Raw genomic sequence first — 14,646 nt, 5'->3', positions numbered from 1 at the left:
GATGACGTGAAATGGCAGATGACATTTGCCGAATCTGCGGTAAAGAAGGGCCGCTGAGCTTTGAACACATCCCTCCTCAATCTGTGGGTAATGATCACACGGTGAAGCTCTATTCAGGCGTTGACGCCGTGAAGAGCAGCTTGACCGGGCAGGATGACATGGAAGGCCTGAAGTATCGGCAATTGCAAAGAGGACAAGGATTCAAGACGATTTGCAGCTCATGCAATAGTTATCTTGGTCAAAACTACGTCAAGCCATTCAGTGAGTTCTATCGTGCAACTGGACAGCAAATCCTTGTCTCTGACTTTCAGGAAGGGGATAAATCCATTCATTTCAAGACAGATAGGCTCATGCCTCTTGCATTTGTGAAGCAGGTGATGTCGAACTTCTGTGTATCAGCTGGTGATATGCATGACTGTAAGGACTATCTCTTGGATAGGGAGAGCACTGTTTTCCCCCAGCGATACAGACTCCATATGTTTATAGTCGATAACCTGCGTGAACAAAAGCTGTTCACCGGATGGATGGTTCCCATATTTGCGGATTACACGTGCTGCAAAATGGCATGTATCAGGATACCGCCATTCGCTTTCACTTTGTTTGATCTCAGTTCTAGTAATAAGGTGCCTGAATGGCCAGGCAACATAACCGATTTAGCTAGAGTGCCGTGGGGAGAGAAACCTGGCATCGAGTTTCACTTGCCAGTGCTTAAAGCAGCGAATCATAGTCCGCTGTCATGGGGGAACGTTGGCTAAAGCCGATGGGGAACAGACGAAATAGGCCCGCAGGACTACGCCTGCGGGCCTAGTATGCACTGCCCCGTTTTGCCGGGACAGTTGCATGGTATCACCGTCTAACTGCCAACTGGAATACGAAAGTTGGCTCTAAGCAGCAGATGGGTGGTTGTTATTAGTTCATGGGCGGCTCCTTGGAATTGATAGTGGTGACGAGTTGGGCGAAGTCCGGCTCGGGGCCATCTCCATTGGGACTGCCATCACGGCCAGCGCCATCATCATTCGCGTCGTTCTCGTGCCCGGTGTGGCGGCCGTTGGCGCGGGTGAGGCGGATCGCGGCGGTTGCACCGGTGCCGAGGAGCGCGAGGACGAGGATGACGGCGATGAGGCCGGCGATGTTGGTGCCGGTGGTCGCCAGATTGTCCTTGGGCTGGTAGCCGTTCCAGTCGTCGGTGTTGCTGGTCACGGTGGTGTCCGCGCACAGGGTTCGCCCGTCGATCTCCACCGCGTCCTCGGGCAGTTTCTCCTCGTCTTTGCCGTCGAAGGGGTCGGGGTCGGAGACGACGCATTGGACGAGCGGCACACCGGTGACGATGGCGCGGTCGGTGTGATGCTCGCTCACGCCACTGAGGGTGGCCTTGACCTCCGCGCTGTCTCCGGGCTTGAGGATCAGCGTCTGCCAGTCATCGGGATACTCGAACTCGCCGATCTGGCCGTCGCCGGCGACGAGCTGGTCGGTGAGGCTCAGCTCGCTCGCCTTGAACCAAGGGCCGTCTCCGGTGTCAGGGTCGGTGGGCGATGCGTTGGTGATGGTGAACACGATGCGAGTGTCGCTCCCGTTCATGTTCAGCGCCTCGTCAACGGTGTCACGGTCGCCGTCGGGCCAGCCGGATTGCTCGTCCCATTTCTCGATGGTGAGCCGGGGCGTCATGTCGGGCGTGTGCGTGGTGACGGTGTTCGAGGGCCGTTCGACCCCGTTGATGGTCTCGGTGAACTGGTTGGCCACGGGACCGCCCACGGCGATGCGCTGGCATTGGATGAACGCGGTCCACGCCTGCTCATGCTCGGTGTCGGCCGACACGAGTCCAAGCATCAGCTCCGTGGCACGCACGGTGACCACGCCGCGCTCGTCGGTGGCGAGCTCGAAGAGTTCTCCGCCGAAACGGCTGGCGTCGAAGTCGGAGCCGGCGATGCGTTCGCCCCGCTCGGCCAGGGTCTCGTCGTCCTTGATGAGGTCGCAGGCGGCGTAGACGGCCCATTGGCCGGTGAACTTGTCGTACCGGGTGTCGAGCGGGTCGCTGATGGACCAGTCGGAGATCTGCGGGTAGGCGCGGTCGGGCGGCAGCGTGGAGCTGTCGAGCCGGTAGAGGAACAGGCTGTTGAGATAGATGCTCTTGCCATCCACGTTCTGCCCGTCCACCTTGACCACGACATCCTTGGCCGGGTTGATCGGCTTCAAGGGGTTGGAAACCTGGTTGGTGTCCTTGCGCACGTCGTTGACCAGCTGGGTGGCCGTGTTCGTGACCACGTAATCGTCGGTGACCTTGATGACGGTCATCGGCAGCGTGACCTCATACGAGGTGCCCAGAAGCGACTGGTCGATGGCCGGGTCCTTCAACGGGTCGTGGTCCTTGTCGCCAAGTGCGGCGTAGATCTTGAGATCGGCTGGCTGGGGGTCGCCCTTGATGGTCTCTCCCGTCGCCGGAACCTCGGTGTCAACGGTTTTGGCGAACACGTATGCCACGCCGTCGATGGCCTGGATGTTGAACCGGTCGGTCACATCCCTGCCGTTGGCCTTGTCGGTCACGGTGATGTGGCTCTCGTCGAGTTCGAGGTATTCGTCGTCCCAGTCATCGACCATGCCCAGCCGCCACACCTTGTAGGCATGGTTCGTCTGCTTGGCATCGAGGTCGATCCGATAGTAGATGCGGTCTCCAAGCAACGCGGTCTTGCCGTCGATCGAAATGGACGGGTCGGCCTGGGTGTCCTCCTTGCCCGGCTGGAAGTCGGGCGGATCGTTCCACACCTTGTTGCTTGGTGTGACCGAGTTGTTCAAGGTCAACGCCCACTGGTTGTCAACCACGGTGTCGGCCGGAGCGTCCTCGGCCACGACGCCCTCGAATCTGATGATGATTCTGGGATTCGTGCCCGCCAGCCAGTTCGCCCGCACATAGTCGTCGGCGAACACGAGACGCACGGCATGGTTCGCGTCGTTCCACTCGCTGCGGTACTGGCTCTTGGGGATGAACTTGCCGGTGGTCAGGTCGGTGACCTCCAGGGTCTGCTTGTCCGGCTGGAAGTGCTCGTCATACGTGTCGGTGACCGCCACCTCGACAATGGTGTAGGCAAGACTGTCGGGCAAATGCGGCTGGGTCTCCAGACGGTATTCGAGACGCTGGCCGGGGAAGACGATCTTGCCGTCCACGCTGTCCTGGCCGCCGCCTTGGGAGGATTCCCCGACCACATCTTTGACCACGGGCGGCACGTAACCGCAGACCTTCGGCTCGTTGGTCTCGACCGTGTGGGTGTTGATGGTCTGCGAGCCGGCGTTGGTCAGCTCCGCGCCGTTCTTGCCGGCGGTGCAGAACGTGATCTCGTCGTCCGCTTCGATGCCGAAGTCATCGCGCACCTGGCCCGCCCCGGCCCCGTTGGCGTAGTTCGCGCGGCCGGGCACGAGCATCGTGATCTGCCTGGCCTTCTCCAAGTCCTTCAACCCGGTCAGGTAGGAGGCCTTGGTCGTGGCGGTGACTACGGTGCCATCGAACGTGATGTCCCACTGGTCGGTGATGTCACGGCCACGGTTGGCGATGTCGCTCACGCTGCTGGCACGATCGGTGCCCGCGTCCGCCTCGTACACTCGGACGTTCGCCGCTTCATCGGCGTCGAACAGGTAATCGGCGGCTGTCCAATCATCGACCAAGGTGAGCGTCTGCGGAGCCTGGATCAGGTTCGCCGGCACGGTGCCGTTGACCACGGAGGCCACGCGGTCTCCGTGGAGGAACACCTTGCCGTCGCCGCCGGTCTGGTTGGTGCGGTCGGGGTCGATCACGGCCTGCCACTTGCCATTAGTGTCGAGCATGATCCAGCTTTTGTCGGGATTGGGACGCCAGGTGTCGAACTCGCGTTCTCCCGCGTCGGCCTCGGGCAGCTGGTTCCACTTGCCCCACGCATGGTCGCTGATGTTCTGGTAATCGGATGGCAGGCTGACGGTCACATCGAAGCCGAACACATACTCGTGGTCGAACGGCATCATGCCCTTGTCGGCCGAACGGACCGCGCTGACCGTGTTCGATGCGCGGTCCCAACCGATCTCGAACTCGTTGGAGACATCGCGATTGTTGTCGGTGGCGTCCACGAGCGTGAAGCCGTCCACCGTGTAATCGACGCCGTTGGGTTCGATCACGTCCCTGAAACTCAGCTCGTAACCGCCCCGGCCGGTCCCATACGTGATGGTGGTGCGGTTGGTCATTCGGTCGGCGCTGACGCCTTCCTCGATGCTTTTGACCGGATCGGCCGGCGGCACGGCGCTGACCTTCCAGGTCTCCGCCGGATCCCGGTCCGTGGTGTCCACGGCCGCCTGCATGCTTCCCTGCCTGGGCACTTGGATGTCGATCCAATATGTGCCCTCGGCCCAGGAATCCATGCCGAAATCACCCGGCGAGGCCAGGTTGTCGATCACGGTGTCGCCGCTGTTGGCGAAGCTGATCGGCTTGCTCACGCTGCCCGTCGGCGTGTAGGGGCCGCCATCGTAGTGCACGATCGCGGTGCCGTGCAGGGTCTCCTTGATCGACGAGCCGCCGTTGTTCGCGTGGATGGTGTCGCCGACCGGCGTGGTCGAGCCGACCTGCATGTCGGTCTGCTGGCGGTGCGAGGTGGTGACGGTCAACGGATAATCGACGGGCGGCTGGTTCTTGGCCAGCACGACCACACGGAACGAGGCATCGGGATTGGCGTTGATGGAATCCTGCACCAGGCTATCCACCGAACGCACGCCAAGCCGATCGGTCCACGTGGTGCCGGTCGTGTACGACTGGCCTTGGTACTGGTAGGTGCCGCGCCCTTCGGCGGCCCATTGGGACTCCCAACGCTGACGCGCGTTCGAACTGACATAGGAACCGCTGAACACGCCGTTGCCGAGGCGCGCGTAGCCGACAGCGACCATCCGGCATTCCGCGTCACCCTCCCCGGTGTATGAGGCCTTGCACTCCGAGATCGCGTCGGCAAGGATGGCATTCATATCCACGAACTGATTCGACCCATCCTCCAAATCGGAAGACAGGGTGGTGCCCGAATCACGTATCGCCTGCTTCATGCCCTCCAGAGTGGCGGGCCAGGAATCCTTGTAGATCCAATGCGCGTCGGCGGTCTGCGATGGAACCTGCCCGCCGGAACCGCCACCACCGCCCTCGGCGAACGCGGCTGGCGCCAGATATCCCAAGGCCAACGCCCCTGCGGTCAGGGCAGCCATCAGCATCGTGCGCCTGCTCTTCTTCCCACCTGGCATACGTATCCGTCCTTTCAGTCGGAAGCGCCCCATGATGCGCTCCCTCCCGTTTCACACGGATACGGAAAATGCGGGCGACCATTCACGGCCGCCCGCATCCTTCCTTGTCCCTGGAAGAAGAACGCACCGGCGGGCCTTCCGCCGGGACGCCTTTCCCAGCTTCCCCCTGCCAGCCGTAGCCAGCGGCGGACAACTGCAATCGCATGAAACGGTTTAATGGGACTATCTGCCTTTCTTTTCTGATATGTGTGCCTTTTGATACGCTATTGGCTTAGTTACCGGCTGGAGGTTCGGGCTGAACCAGTAAATGAAGAGGGATGAATGGCGGGAATTGCATTTTTTGATATCGACGGAACGCTCACATACGGCATTAGCTCTGGCGCATTTATTGCGGACCGGTTGGGTACCGGCGACAGGATGCGAGATGCAGAGGATCGATACGCACGCGGTGAGATCGGAAATGACACGGTATGCGATATTGATGCTCGTGGATACACTGGCCATCGGGTAAGTGAAATTCACGGATGGTTGAACGATCTCCCGCTTGTGCAAGGAATCGCACAGTCCGTTGCGGAATGCAAGTCGAGGGGAATCAAGCCAGTCCTCGCATCCTGCGCTTGGACAGTCGTTTCCGAGAGCCTTGCGCAGAGATTTGGATTTGAAGCATGGTGCGGTCCAGAACTTGCTGTCAAGGATGGCGTGTTTATTGGTAAAACAGCGGCATATGCCGATGAACAAACCAAAGTAACATTCATGAGGCAGCAATGTGAATGCTTGGGAGTTGAAGCTTCGAATTGCATCGCTATTGGTGACAGTCGTTCTGACCTACCGCTGTTCAAAGCCGTCGGTGTCTCGCTTGCCTTCAACGCGGACAAGCAGACACGTGCTGCTGCGACTTTTGCTTTCGAAGGAGCGGATCTATCCACTGCGCTAGCCCGTCTCTTTGAACATTTGCCAGTTGAAAGCTGACTTCAGACTGACAGGCTGCACACTGAGGACAAGATTGGGAACGAGCCTCCCAAAAAGCTTTTCGAGGTCGTATCATTCGTGAGCTTCATGCGTGAACACCTGCGCGGTGGTGCGGTTCACGCCGACTACACGTTGCGTCATGTGGCACATTGCGAAAGCCTGCCCACATTCATCGAGGATGGATGGTGGTGCTGGCTCTTATCAAGAGCAAAGCCGAAAACATAATAAGGAATAGACTGCATCTGTATGTCAGATTGTTTGCTTGTATGAATGCGGGACTTGCAGCCGCACATATCACAGTGGGTGGCTTACGCACTGGCTCCATGCGGATGATGTGTGGAACACTGCCTCAATCCGCGAGAGCCACGCGCATGACCAGTTCACCGTCGTGTTCGCTAATGATGGTGAAGCCAAGCGACTCGTAGAGATGGAGGGCGTTGGCGTTGGTGCGCTGGACCGAGAGGCTGGCTGCGGCGTGACCATCGGTTCGCAGTCGGTCCAGTAACGCCGTCATCAGGCGGTGCCCTATGCCTCGGTTCCGCCAGTCGGGAAGCAAGGATATGGAGACTTCCGGCGTTGCCGTGTCGATGGTACCGTAGCCTGCGGAGTTGTTCGGGAAGATTCTGGCCCATGCGGCACCCACGATTTGCGGACCGTTCGGTAGTCCGGCGCGAGCAACCATGCAGGCATCGTCGGGCCGTCCGAATCCCTCGATATATCGCCGCAATTCCGGCAGCTCGACAACGCTCCTGTCCGGTGCCGGGGTTCCCGGCGATACATGAATCGCCTGATACAGGAACTCGACGAGCAACGGATATTCCTCCGGTCGCATCGCCGTGATTGCGATGGCCGAAGGAACATGAGCCATGTTCGCCTCCATGTGAAGTTTTTTGCCATGTGCTCGCGGCATAATCGGTCGTGTCATACTGGTGTCCTCTTGCTCGGTCATTGCCATCGATACAGCTTCATACGAAAAGGAATGCGTCTTGCCGATATCCAAGTCTTACGAAGGAACGTAAACTCATAGATAGCGTCATGACGCGCATCGCCATCGAATCGATGTGACGGCATTCAGAAACCATTCGTCATGGCTGACTGCGACCAATGCGCCCGCATAGGAGGATAGCGTATTAGCAAGTGCCTGTTTGGAGTGCAGGTCGAGGTGGTTGGTCGGCTCATCCATGATGATGAGCTGTGGCTGTTCAATCATGCCGAGGCACAACAGAAGTTTGCGTAGTTCGCCTGGCGAGGGATTGCCGCCGGCGAGCAGTCTGTCGGGGTCGGCGTTAAGTTGGGCGTAGGCGCTGAGCACAATGGCGCGTTGCTCGTCCGTCAAAGCATGCAAGCGGTTCATTGCGTTGGCGATATCCATGTCGCTGGAATTTTGGGGAATATAGAGATATGGCATTCTCTCCGAATGCCGCTGCGCTTCATCACGCTCCAGCGCTTCGATCAATCGTCGTATCAATGCGGTTTTACCGCTGCCATTTGGACCGCTGATGCCGATGCGGTCGCGCGGGCCGATGCTCAGCATATCGGGTTGGTCCGCGATGGCGTGGTCGTTGGGGATGCGCGTCAATTCCCTGCGTGAGCTCGGCATGACGTTCATCCAGATGGTGCCGTCGTAGCGTTTGGCCGCTTCGCTGAGGTGAGCAAGTCTGTCGGTGGCGGCGGCGATACGCCCGTCGAATTGCGCGCTTGTCTGTGCGACAGTGGTGCCGATAGCCGGTTTCAGATTTTTCAGGGCTTTGCGAGCGTCGATGTCCTTGATATCGATGCGCATTCCCTGATTCTTCCGCATATCCAGTTCGCGCGCACGCTGCGCCCGCTCCCGCTTGATGCGCTGCATGCGTTGCAGCTCCTTTCGAGTGGACTGTATGGCGGCCGTATCGGCACGTTGATTGTCGCGCATCTGCTGCGCGGCCTGGGTATATCCACCCTGATAGGTGTTCGCCGCCGTGATGTTACGCCCACGCGCATGTCGGCGCTCCAGCATCACGCAGCGCGAACACGTCGCGTCGATCAGTTCGACATCATGGGAGATCACGATGCCTATGCCATCGAACCGACGCATCGCCTGCGTGATGGCTTGGCGCGTCCTGCCGTCCACATGATTGGTTGGCTCGTCCAACACCAGCACGTCGGGATCGCCGGCCAGCGCACAAGCGATTTGCAGCCGCTTGGCTTCGCCTCCAGAGAGAGTCTCGTATCGGTATGCCCAATCGTCGCCGATGTTCAGCGCGTCGCGGATGGCGATGGTCTCGCCCGTCCAATCCGCCGCGAAATCATCCAGATTCGTAGGCGTTTCATCAGTACGTTGCGGACAGTAGGCGACTGCCATCTTGCACGGGTTCGGCGAGACTGTCCCCGAATCGGGGGAAAGCATGCCGCAGGCGAGTTTGGCCAGTGTGGTCTTGCCAATGCCATTGTCTCCCAGCACTGCGGCCCAGCCGGCCGCGAATGTCGCGGACAGATGTTCGAACAATGGTTCCGGCGCGCCCGGATAGCAGTAGGAAATATCGGTTAGTGTCAATATCTGACTCATGGAAGCCTCTTTCGATAAGGTGCACTAATCAAACTGTGACTATCGAAAAGTGGCGGACTGTGCCATTTATTGCCAAGCTGCATTCAGAAAGCAGTCCTCGTGACGGCACCGAAAGTCGCTATGCTAACGAGAACTTCATCGAATCAGGCATTGCGATTGGTACAATGGCAGATACGCGCGATAATGCGCAGAACACGCGGAATCTCTCCTCATGCAATCCGCCACTGCTCAAATCACCAATACTCTAAGGCCTTCCTGCTTCGGAACCACCTTGGCATGTCAGGTGTTCCATCAAATTTAGTTGGATTTTACCATAGCAACTATCAATTCCTCAATCCTCGCATCTCGGCATGTACGGTGTCCCTTATTCAGTCGTTGCTGGCGAGTCGGTCGAGTTCGTGTTCGATGGCGTGGCGCAGGATCTGTTGCATGGCGTGCCGTGTTCGGCGGCGGCGATTTTGAGGCGGTTCTTCAGCCGGACGGGCAGGCGCAGGGAGAGCATGACCAGCGGTTCGCCGGCGTTGTTCTTCCCGGTGGGTTGTTTGTCTTCGGCCTGTTGGTCGAGGACTTTGTCGAAGGGCACGGGTCGGGGCAGTGGCTGGTAGTTGCCTTTCATGCCAGTTCCTCCTTGGCGATGCGCGTCAGTTCGTCGGCCAGTTCCCGGTATTCGTACAGTTGTTTGGGGTTCATGCCGAGCGAGGTCTTGATCGGTTGTCGTTTGGCGATGAAGGTGTCGAAGCGCGCGGTGTCGGTTTGCTCCAACGTGGCTAGGGTCTGGGCCCAGGCGTTGGTGTTCGCCTCGACGCGCACCGGCAGCAGGGCCGCCCTGGTGGCATGTCGGGCGCGGTCGAGCGTGTCCCATGCCTGCTGGAGATCCATCGGCGAGTCCGAGGTGGGTAGGATGACGAAATCGGCCACGGCCAGCGTCTTGTCGAGCAGCGGGCCTTGCGGAGGGGCGTCGATGATCGACCATTCCTTTGTGGCCGGGGCGCCGCCCAGGTGGGCGAGGGTGGCCATGTTGGCCGGCAGCACGTCGAATGGTAGCGGGTCTCCCGCCTGTTCGGCGGCGGCCGCCCATAGGCTGGCGCTGGACTGCGGGTCCGCGTCGTAGACTGCCACCTCGATGCCGCGCCGGGCCAGCACGGCGGCCAGATAGATGCAGCTGGTGGTTTTGGCCGCCCCGCCCTTTGCGTTCGCCAACGCTACTCGCATGATGCTTCCTCCTTGGATTCGGGACCATTCGCCGGATCATCGGCATGGTTGATTGTTTGATTGCTTGGTTGTCGGATTGTTTGATTGTCTGCTTGCATGATGGTTTGACGGTCATGTGGCCCGTCTCCGGGCTGGGCGCGGCCTGCGGCGCGCCATCGGCGTTGCCCGCATTCCATGCTGGCCTTGTCCCGGGCCGTGTCGAAGACCTCGGGATGGGCTTGGATCCAGTCGGCGAACAGGCCCCAGCGGCGGGCCCAGGGCACCGTGCGGTCGCGGCAGGGCACGCCGTCGGCCTTCGCCAGGCGGGCGATCTGACGGCGGTCGGTGCACGAGCGGCCGCCGTACAAGCCCCATTCCAAGCCGGCGGCACCGGCGTAGGCTAGGCATTCGGCCCTCACCGGGCAGTCATGCTCGCATACCGATGCGCCCGCCTGCCGGAACACGCGGGCCAAGGGATGCGTGTCCTCGAACTCCAGACCCCACATCAGGTCGGCCCACGGCTGCGGGAAATCCGCGCAGCATCCCATGCTCTTCCACGCCTCCGGCGAACGGGGCATGGCTTCCGTCATGCCGGTCATGACTTGGCCTCCTCGTGGGATTCCTCGGCGTGCTCGGCCTGGTCCAGACCGATGGCGTGGGTGGCTTGGTTGCGCCGGTCATAGGCGCACACCGGGCACTCGGCCTGTCCGGCTTCGCCGTCGAGGTGCGCTTGGCATAACGCGACCGACAGGATGCCGCCGCCGTAGACCGGCACCCGCCAGGCCAGCCCCGAGCTGACCGCCACCGGCCGGTCGGGATCATGGACCGGCGTGAGCTCGGCAGCGGTGGTATGACTACCGGAACGCTGTGGCCCTCGTGCCTGCTTGGCGCGCATGTCGAGGCTGACCTGTGCGCCAAGCAGCGTTCGACCATCGTGCCGTCCACCAGCCATGAGATCCAGCGCGGGTTGCCATACGCCCAGTCAAGGATCGTCTCGACCTCCGCCAGAGAGCGTTCCGTCAGCAGTTCGTGGACCTTGCGCCGGTCGCGCATCGACGCTGGCCTGGCGGACTTCGGGTCGATGGCTGCCACACGGTCATGGATCAGCGTTAGCACGCGAACCTCCTGCAGGGCCCGGGAACGTACCCGCTCGTCCGCATCCTCCGCCCCTGGCGTCCACAGCGGATCGCGTACGCCCTTGGGAGGCAGCGCCAGACGCCAATCCGGTGCATCACGCTCGCTTCGCTCCTCCTCGGGTTGTTCCCCGGCGAGGGGAATGTCCCCGTAGGGGACAAGGGGAGCATTGGTTATCACTTGTCTATTGGGTGACACCATGTCACCTCTCTTCGGACAGGATGTCACCTCACCGGCTGGATCGCCTCGGGGTGACATTGTGTCAGGTGACACTGTGTCAGGTGACGCCATGTCACCCCGCGCGCACTCCTTGCTCCGCGATGGTTCGGCTGTACTGGGTTTCGCTGGAACGTCCTTGCCTGCGTCGGTCTCGCCGGGATCGGTGATATCCTCCGGCTCGGTCTGCGCGCCCTTCATCACCACGTCCCACACCTTGGAACGATGCCCCCTGGGGATGGGCTCGTGGCTGCGGGGATTGCGCGCGGCCAGCTCCTGGTCACCCTCGCGCAAGTAGCCCAGCTCCTGCAAGCGTTTCAACGCGCGCAGCACGGAACGGCGCGTGCAATGGCAATGTGCCGCGATGGTGTTGACCGACGGCCACGCGCCGCACCCGTCGTCGTAATACGCCCTTCGCGCCAGATACACCAACACGAACTTCTCCGACAGGCTCAGCCGCTCGTCCTGCAACTGCCACGCCCACTGCTCCGCCGGCCCGCTCATCGCGCATCCTCCTCGCGACCCCTGGCATCATGGAGCCGTTCGCCGATGCGGTCGCCCAACGCGGCCGCGCGGCACAACGCCCACACCGCCAGCAGACACACGACGATTGCGACGACGGCCACCGCCGCCACAGCCCGGCCCATCTCAGGCGCTCCGGCGACGACGGCGCGACGAGCGCGCGGGATGCAGCAGCACCGCCAGCAGGTGCGCGCGGGCGATCCGCACACGCAGCGACGGGATGGTTTTCATGGCTCCCGCCGCACGCGGGGCGGAAGCGATGGTAGGATTGGTCATTGCGATAACTCTCTTTCAATGGAGGGCGAATCCCGGGACTCTTGTCACTTGAATCGCTCGGAATCCCGCCCAAGGTTGTCGATCAGTCCCGCACCAAGCGCCAACACGGTGCGGAGCGCTTTCGTTTCCCATGTTTTTCCTGGCCCAGTTCGACCAGACCGAACCGGGGAGGCGGTCGTATTGCACAACCAAGCGCGCCGCCCATAGCATGGTGCGCACAAACCCCCAAGGGCACGCAAACGAAAGGAACGGACATGACCGGCAACACCACGGCAAGGACACAGGCAATCGAATTGGGAGAACGCCTGCGGGAAGTCGCCGCGTGGAACGTGCGCCTGCACCTGGCCAAGGAAGAACTCGAACAGCAGGCCCTGTGCGAGGCGACCGGCGTGACCAAGGCCACCATATCGGCCAGAATGAACCTCGACGCCGCATGGGATCTCAACGCCATCGCGGCCGCGGCCGTCACCCTGGGCATGCCGCCGGCCGAACTGCTCGACGACACGCTGTACGACATCGTCAACAACGACGACACGAACACGAACGAGGGCAAAGGTGCATCGTTGGTGGCAGCGCTGACCTCGATGCTCCAGGCACGCCACATCGCCGGCAGGTGCAACCCGTTGAAAACAAAAGGCTCCTGCCGAATCACAATGATGGCGACAGGAGCAAATCGGTACCCCCAGAGAGGGTATGATCGTTGCGAATTCACGACGGAACGATTGCTCGACCCTAAGGCCAGAGCCATCGTAACCCCATTTATGGTCAATGTGACTATAAATATTTTGGGGTGGAGCGTCGCGATACTGCGCGCGCTTCACCCCATGAATGTCCTTCAAACAACCAAGGTCATCATGCCTGATGATATGTACTCAAGAAATCAGCGATCTCACCTATGGTTTCCTTCAACATCGTGATACGCGGCAGATATACTACCCTGAAATGATCTGGATTCTGCCAGTTGAACGCACCGCCATGACTGATTAGAATATGCTTGTCATGCAGCAGGTCCAACGCGAACTGCTCGTCAGAGTGAATATTGAACTTTTTGACGTCTAGCTTCGGGAAGATATAGAACGCCGCCTTCGGCTTAACTGCGGTAACGCCGGGAATTTCATTGAGCATCCGATAGACCAGTTCGCGCTGCTCGTACACGCGGCCACCTGGCTTGATGTAGTCTTTGACACTCTGATGCCCACCCAAAGCGGTCTGCACCACCGACTGAGCAGGAACATTCGAACACATACGCATGTTCGCCAGCATGTTTAGGCCCTCGATGTAATCCTTTGCAATACGCTTGTTGCCGGAAAGTATCATCCATCCAATGCGGTATCCGGCAATCATATGCGACTTTGACAGACCGGAGAACGTCACGCAGAACAGGTCCGGAGCCAGCGATGCGATGGAAATATGCTCCAACCCATCCATGACTAGGCGATCATAAATCTCATCGGAGAAAATAATGAGCTGATGTTCCCGGGCAATGTCGACAATCTGCTGCAACAGTTCCTTCGGATAAAGCGCTCCGGTCGGATTATTTGGATTGATGATGACAATTGCTTTGGTCTTATCCGTGATTTTAGAGCGGATATCGTCGATATCGGGATACCATTCGGATCCCTCGTCACAGATATAATGCACGGCGGTGCCGCCGGCCAAATTCACGCAGGCGGTCCACAGAGGATAGTCCGGCGAAGGCACTAGCACTTCGTCGCCGTTGTCCAACAATGCGGACAGCGACAGGTTGATGAGCTCGCTGACGCCATTGCCAGTAAAGATATCATCGATGGAGACATTCGGAATATTCTTGAGCTGTGCATACTGCATGATGGCTTTGCGTGCCGAGAACAGGCCCTTGGACGGTGAATATCCTTCGGTCTCAGGCAGCTGTTGCGCCATGTCATACACAACTTCATCCGGAGTCCGGAATCCGAATGGCGCAGGATTGCCGATATTGAGTTTCAGAATATGCGTTCCCGCTGCTTCCATGCGTGCCGCCTCGTCCGCCACCGGACCACGAACGTCGTAGAGCACATTGTCGAGCTTATGGGATTTCGCAAAGGTGCGCATAGTCTTTCCTTCTTTTGATTGCGCTGATGCAGGATTGCTATCATGTCGGGTTTCATCAGACTCGATTGCAGGCAAGGCGGCGGGGTTCTGCTCCATGGGAACGTCCTTTCCCATCAGCCAATCCTCATTGACCTGCAGAAAAGCCGCAAGAAAATGGGCGATATCGGCACGTGGCACGGTTTTGCCGCTCACGTACTGACTCATATGACTTTTACCAAGTTTGATATTGAACTTCTCAGCCGCATGCACAAAGTCAATTTGTTTGACATTGCGGAACGCCATTGCGGCGTTCAACCGGCTGGAGAATGATTCTGTCATACCAGTCCTCCCAGTTCAATTCTCGTCAAATACTAGTTCAAATCCTAGCACAAGCCGCCTATTGAAATCACGGAAGTTCAATATCGAAATGTAACTATTTCGCATCCCTTTGCAAAAAAAGTTCAATTCATGAAGTTCAACTCATGTAACTCTTGAACATTGCGAGA

The 14,646-nt window shown here is 59.5% G+C and carries 13 protein-coding genes and 1 pseudogene; 4 read left to right on the top strand and 10 right to left on the bottom strand.

Going from position 1 to position 14,646, the window contains the following annotated elements; all coding sequences use genetic code 11:
* Positions 1–11: 11 nt before the first annotated feature.
* Positions 12–755 (top strand): hypothetical protein, encoded by a 744-nt coding sequence (locus tag CE153_RS06460; protein WP_052787362.1) that lies wholly within the window; start codon positions 12–14, stop codon positions 753–755.
* A gap of 154 nt (positions 756–909) precedes the next feature.
* Here the strand turns inward: CE153_RS06460 and CE153_RS06455 are convergent, their stop codons facing one another.
* Complete coding sequence (locus CE153_RS06455; protein WP_099595606.1) at positions 910–5,238, bottom strand: LPXTG cell wall anchor domain-containing protein; 4,329 nt, start codon at positions 5,236–5,238, stop codon at positions 910–912.
* Between the two features lie 321 nt (positions 5,239–5,559).
* Between CE153_RS06455 and CE153_RS06450 the strand changes: the two genes are divergently transcribed.
* Positions 5,560–6,207, top strand: coding sequence for an HAD family hydrolase (locus CE153_RS06450; RefSeq protein WP_003832791.1), 648 nt, complete (start codon positions 5,560–5,562; stop codon positions 6,205–6,207).
* A 349-nt stretch (positions 6,208–6,556) separates the two neighbouring features.
* On the opposite strand, the gene CE153_RS06445 is transcribed toward CE153_RS06450, so the two are convergent.
* Both CE153_RS06445 and CE153_RS06440 read right to left on the bottom strand, forming a co-directional pair.
* Entirely contained in the window at positions 6,557–7,075 is a 519-nt protein-coding gene (locus tag CE153_RS06445; RefSeq protein WP_012577972.1) for a GNAT family N-acetyltransferase, read from the bottom strand.
* A gap of 165 nt (positions 7,076–7,240) precedes the next feature.
* On the bottom strand, positions 7,241–8,752 hold the full coding sequence (locus CE153_RS06440; protein WP_099595605.1) for an ATP-binding cassette domain-containing protein: 1,512 nt from the start codon (positions 8,750–8,752) through the stop codon (positions 7,241–7,243).
* 35 nt (positions 8,753–8,787) lie between these two features.
* Here CE153_RS06440 and CE153_RS08785 point away from each other — a divergent pair, with 35 nt between their 5' ends.
* A complete protein-coding gene (locus CE153_RS08785; RefSeq protein WP_143433102.1) occupies positions 8,788–9,000 on the top strand; it encodes a hypothetical protein in 213 nt (70 codons plus the stop codon).
* Positions 9,001–9,116: 116 nt separating this feature from the next.
* Here CE153_RS08785 and CE153_RS06435 read toward each other — a convergent pair whose 3' ends face one another.
* From CE153_RS06435 to CE153_RS08870, 6 genes and pseudogenes are all read right to left on the bottom strand, one after another.
* Positions 9,117–9,368 (bottom strand): hypothetical protein, encoded by a 252-nt coding sequence (locus CE153_RS06435; RefSeq protein ID WP_015439131.1) that lies wholly within the window; start codon positions 9,366–9,368, stop codon positions 9,117–9,119.
* Entirely contained in the window at positions 9,365–9,964 is a 600-nt protein-coding gene (locus CE153_RS06430) for a ParA family protein (RefSeq protein WP_099595604.1), read from the bottom strand. The genes CE153_RS06435 and CE153_RS06430 overlap by 4 nt, the downstream gene beginning before the upstream one ends.
* The gene (locus CE153_RS06425) at positions 9,955–10,542 is read right to left on the bottom strand and encodes a WhiB family transcriptional regulator (protein ID WP_099595603.1); all 588 of its coding nucleotides are present in this window, start codon (positions 10,540–10,542) and stop codon (positions 9,955–9,957) included. The genes CE153_RS06430 and CE153_RS06425 overlap by 10 nt, the downstream gene beginning before the upstream one ends.
* The gene (locus tag CE153_RS09030) at positions 10,539–10,895 is read right to left on the bottom strand and encodes a hypothetical protein (RefSeq protein ID WP_236824495.1); all 357 of its coding nucleotides are present in this window, start codon (positions 10,893–10,895) and stop codon (positions 10,539–10,541) included. Before CE153_RS09030 ends, CE153_RS06425 begins: the two co-directional genes overlap by 4 nt.
* 749 nt (positions 10,896–11,644) lie before the next feature.
* A pseudogene (locus CE153_RS09025) lies at positions 11,645–11,797 on the bottom strand (helix-turn-helix domain-containing protein); the annotation flags it as partial.
* Between the two features lie 144 nt (positions 11,798–11,941).
* Positions 11,942–12,091: a hypothetical protein gene (locus tag CE153_RS08870; protein ID WP_014484172.1), complete on the bottom strand. Its 150-nt coding sequence runs from the start codon at positions 12,089–12,091 to the stop codon at positions 11,942–11,944.
* Between the two features lie 254 nt (positions 12,092–12,345).
* Between CE153_RS08870 and CE153_RS06415 the strand changes: the two genes are divergently transcribed.
* Entirely contained in the window at positions 12,346–13,008 is a 663-nt protein-coding gene (locus CE153_RS06415) for a hypothetical protein (protein WP_099595602.1), read from the top strand.
* On the opposite strand, the gene CE153_RS06410 is transcribed toward CE153_RS06415, so the two are convergent.
* Positions 12,944–14,479 (bottom strand): aminotransferase class I/II-fold pyridoxal phosphate-dependent enzyme, encoded by a 1,536-nt coding sequence (locus CE153_RS06410; RefSeq protein WP_099595601.1) that lies wholly within the window; start codon positions 14,477–14,479, stop codon positions 12,944–12,946. The two genes, CE153_RS06415 and CE153_RS06410, sit on opposite strands and share 65 nt — an antisense overlap.
* Positions 14,480–14,646 lie beyond the last annotated feature (167 nt).

Source organism: Bifidobacterium sp. N4G05 (genome assembly GCF_002742445.1).
GTDB lineage: Bacteria > Actinomycetota > Actinomycetes > Actinomycetales > Bifidobacteriaceae > Bifidobacterium > Bifidobacterium hominis.
The sequence above is the reverse complement of the archived record's forward strand: the minus strand, read 5'-3'. Positions and strand labels throughout refer to the sequence as shown.

Bases quoted from the DNA above. Each gene is read 5' to 3' on its own strand.
- CE153_RS06425 (WP_099595603.1), bottom strand. From the start codon at position 10,542: ATGACCGGCATGACGGAAGCCATGCCCCGTTCGCCGGAGGCGTGGAAG.
- CE153_RS06415 (WP_099595602.1), top strand. From the start codon at position 12,346: ATGACCGGCAACACCACGGCAAGGACACAGGCAATCGAATTGGGAGAA.
- CE153_RS06460 (WP_052787362.1), top strand. From the start codon at position 12: ATGGCAGATGACATTTGCCGAATCTGCGGTAAAGAAGGGCCGCTGAGC.
- CE153_RS08870 (WP_014484172.1), bottom strand. From the start codon at position 12,091: ATGACCAATCCTACCATCGCTTCCGCCCCGCGTGCGGCGGGAGCCATG.
- CE153_RS06430 (WP_099595604.1), bottom strand. From the start codon at position 9,964: ATGCGAGTAGCGTTGGCGAACGCAAAGGGCGGGGCGGCCAAAACCACC.
- CE153_RS06455 (WP_099595606.1), bottom strand. From the start codon at position 5,238: ATGCCAGGTGGGAAGAAGAGCAGGCGCACGATGCTGATGGCTGCCCTG.
- CE153_RS09030 (WP_236824495.1), bottom strand. From the start codon at position 10,895: ATGGCTGGTGGACGGCACGATGGTCGAACGCTGCTTGGCGCACAGGTC.
- CE153_RS06445 (WP_012577972.1), bottom strand. From the start codon at position 7,075: ATGGCTCATGTTCCTTCGGCCATCGCAATCACGGCGATGCGACCGGAG.
- CE153_RS06440 (WP_099595605.1), bottom strand. From the start codon at position 8,752: ATGAGTCAGATATTGACACTAACCGATATTTCCTACTGCTATCCGGGC.
- CE153_RS06450 (WP_003832791.1), top strand. From the start codon at position 5,560: ATGGCGGGAATTGCATTTTTTGATATCGACGGAACGCTCACATACGGC.
- CE153_RS06410 (WP_099595601.1), bottom strand. From the start codon at position 14,479: ATGACAGAATCATTCTCCAGCCGGTTGAACGCCGCAATGGCGTTCCGC.
- CE153_RS06435 (WP_015439131.1), bottom strand. From the start codon at position 9,368: ATGAAAGGCAACTACCAGCCACTGCCCCGACCCGTGCCCTTCGACAAA.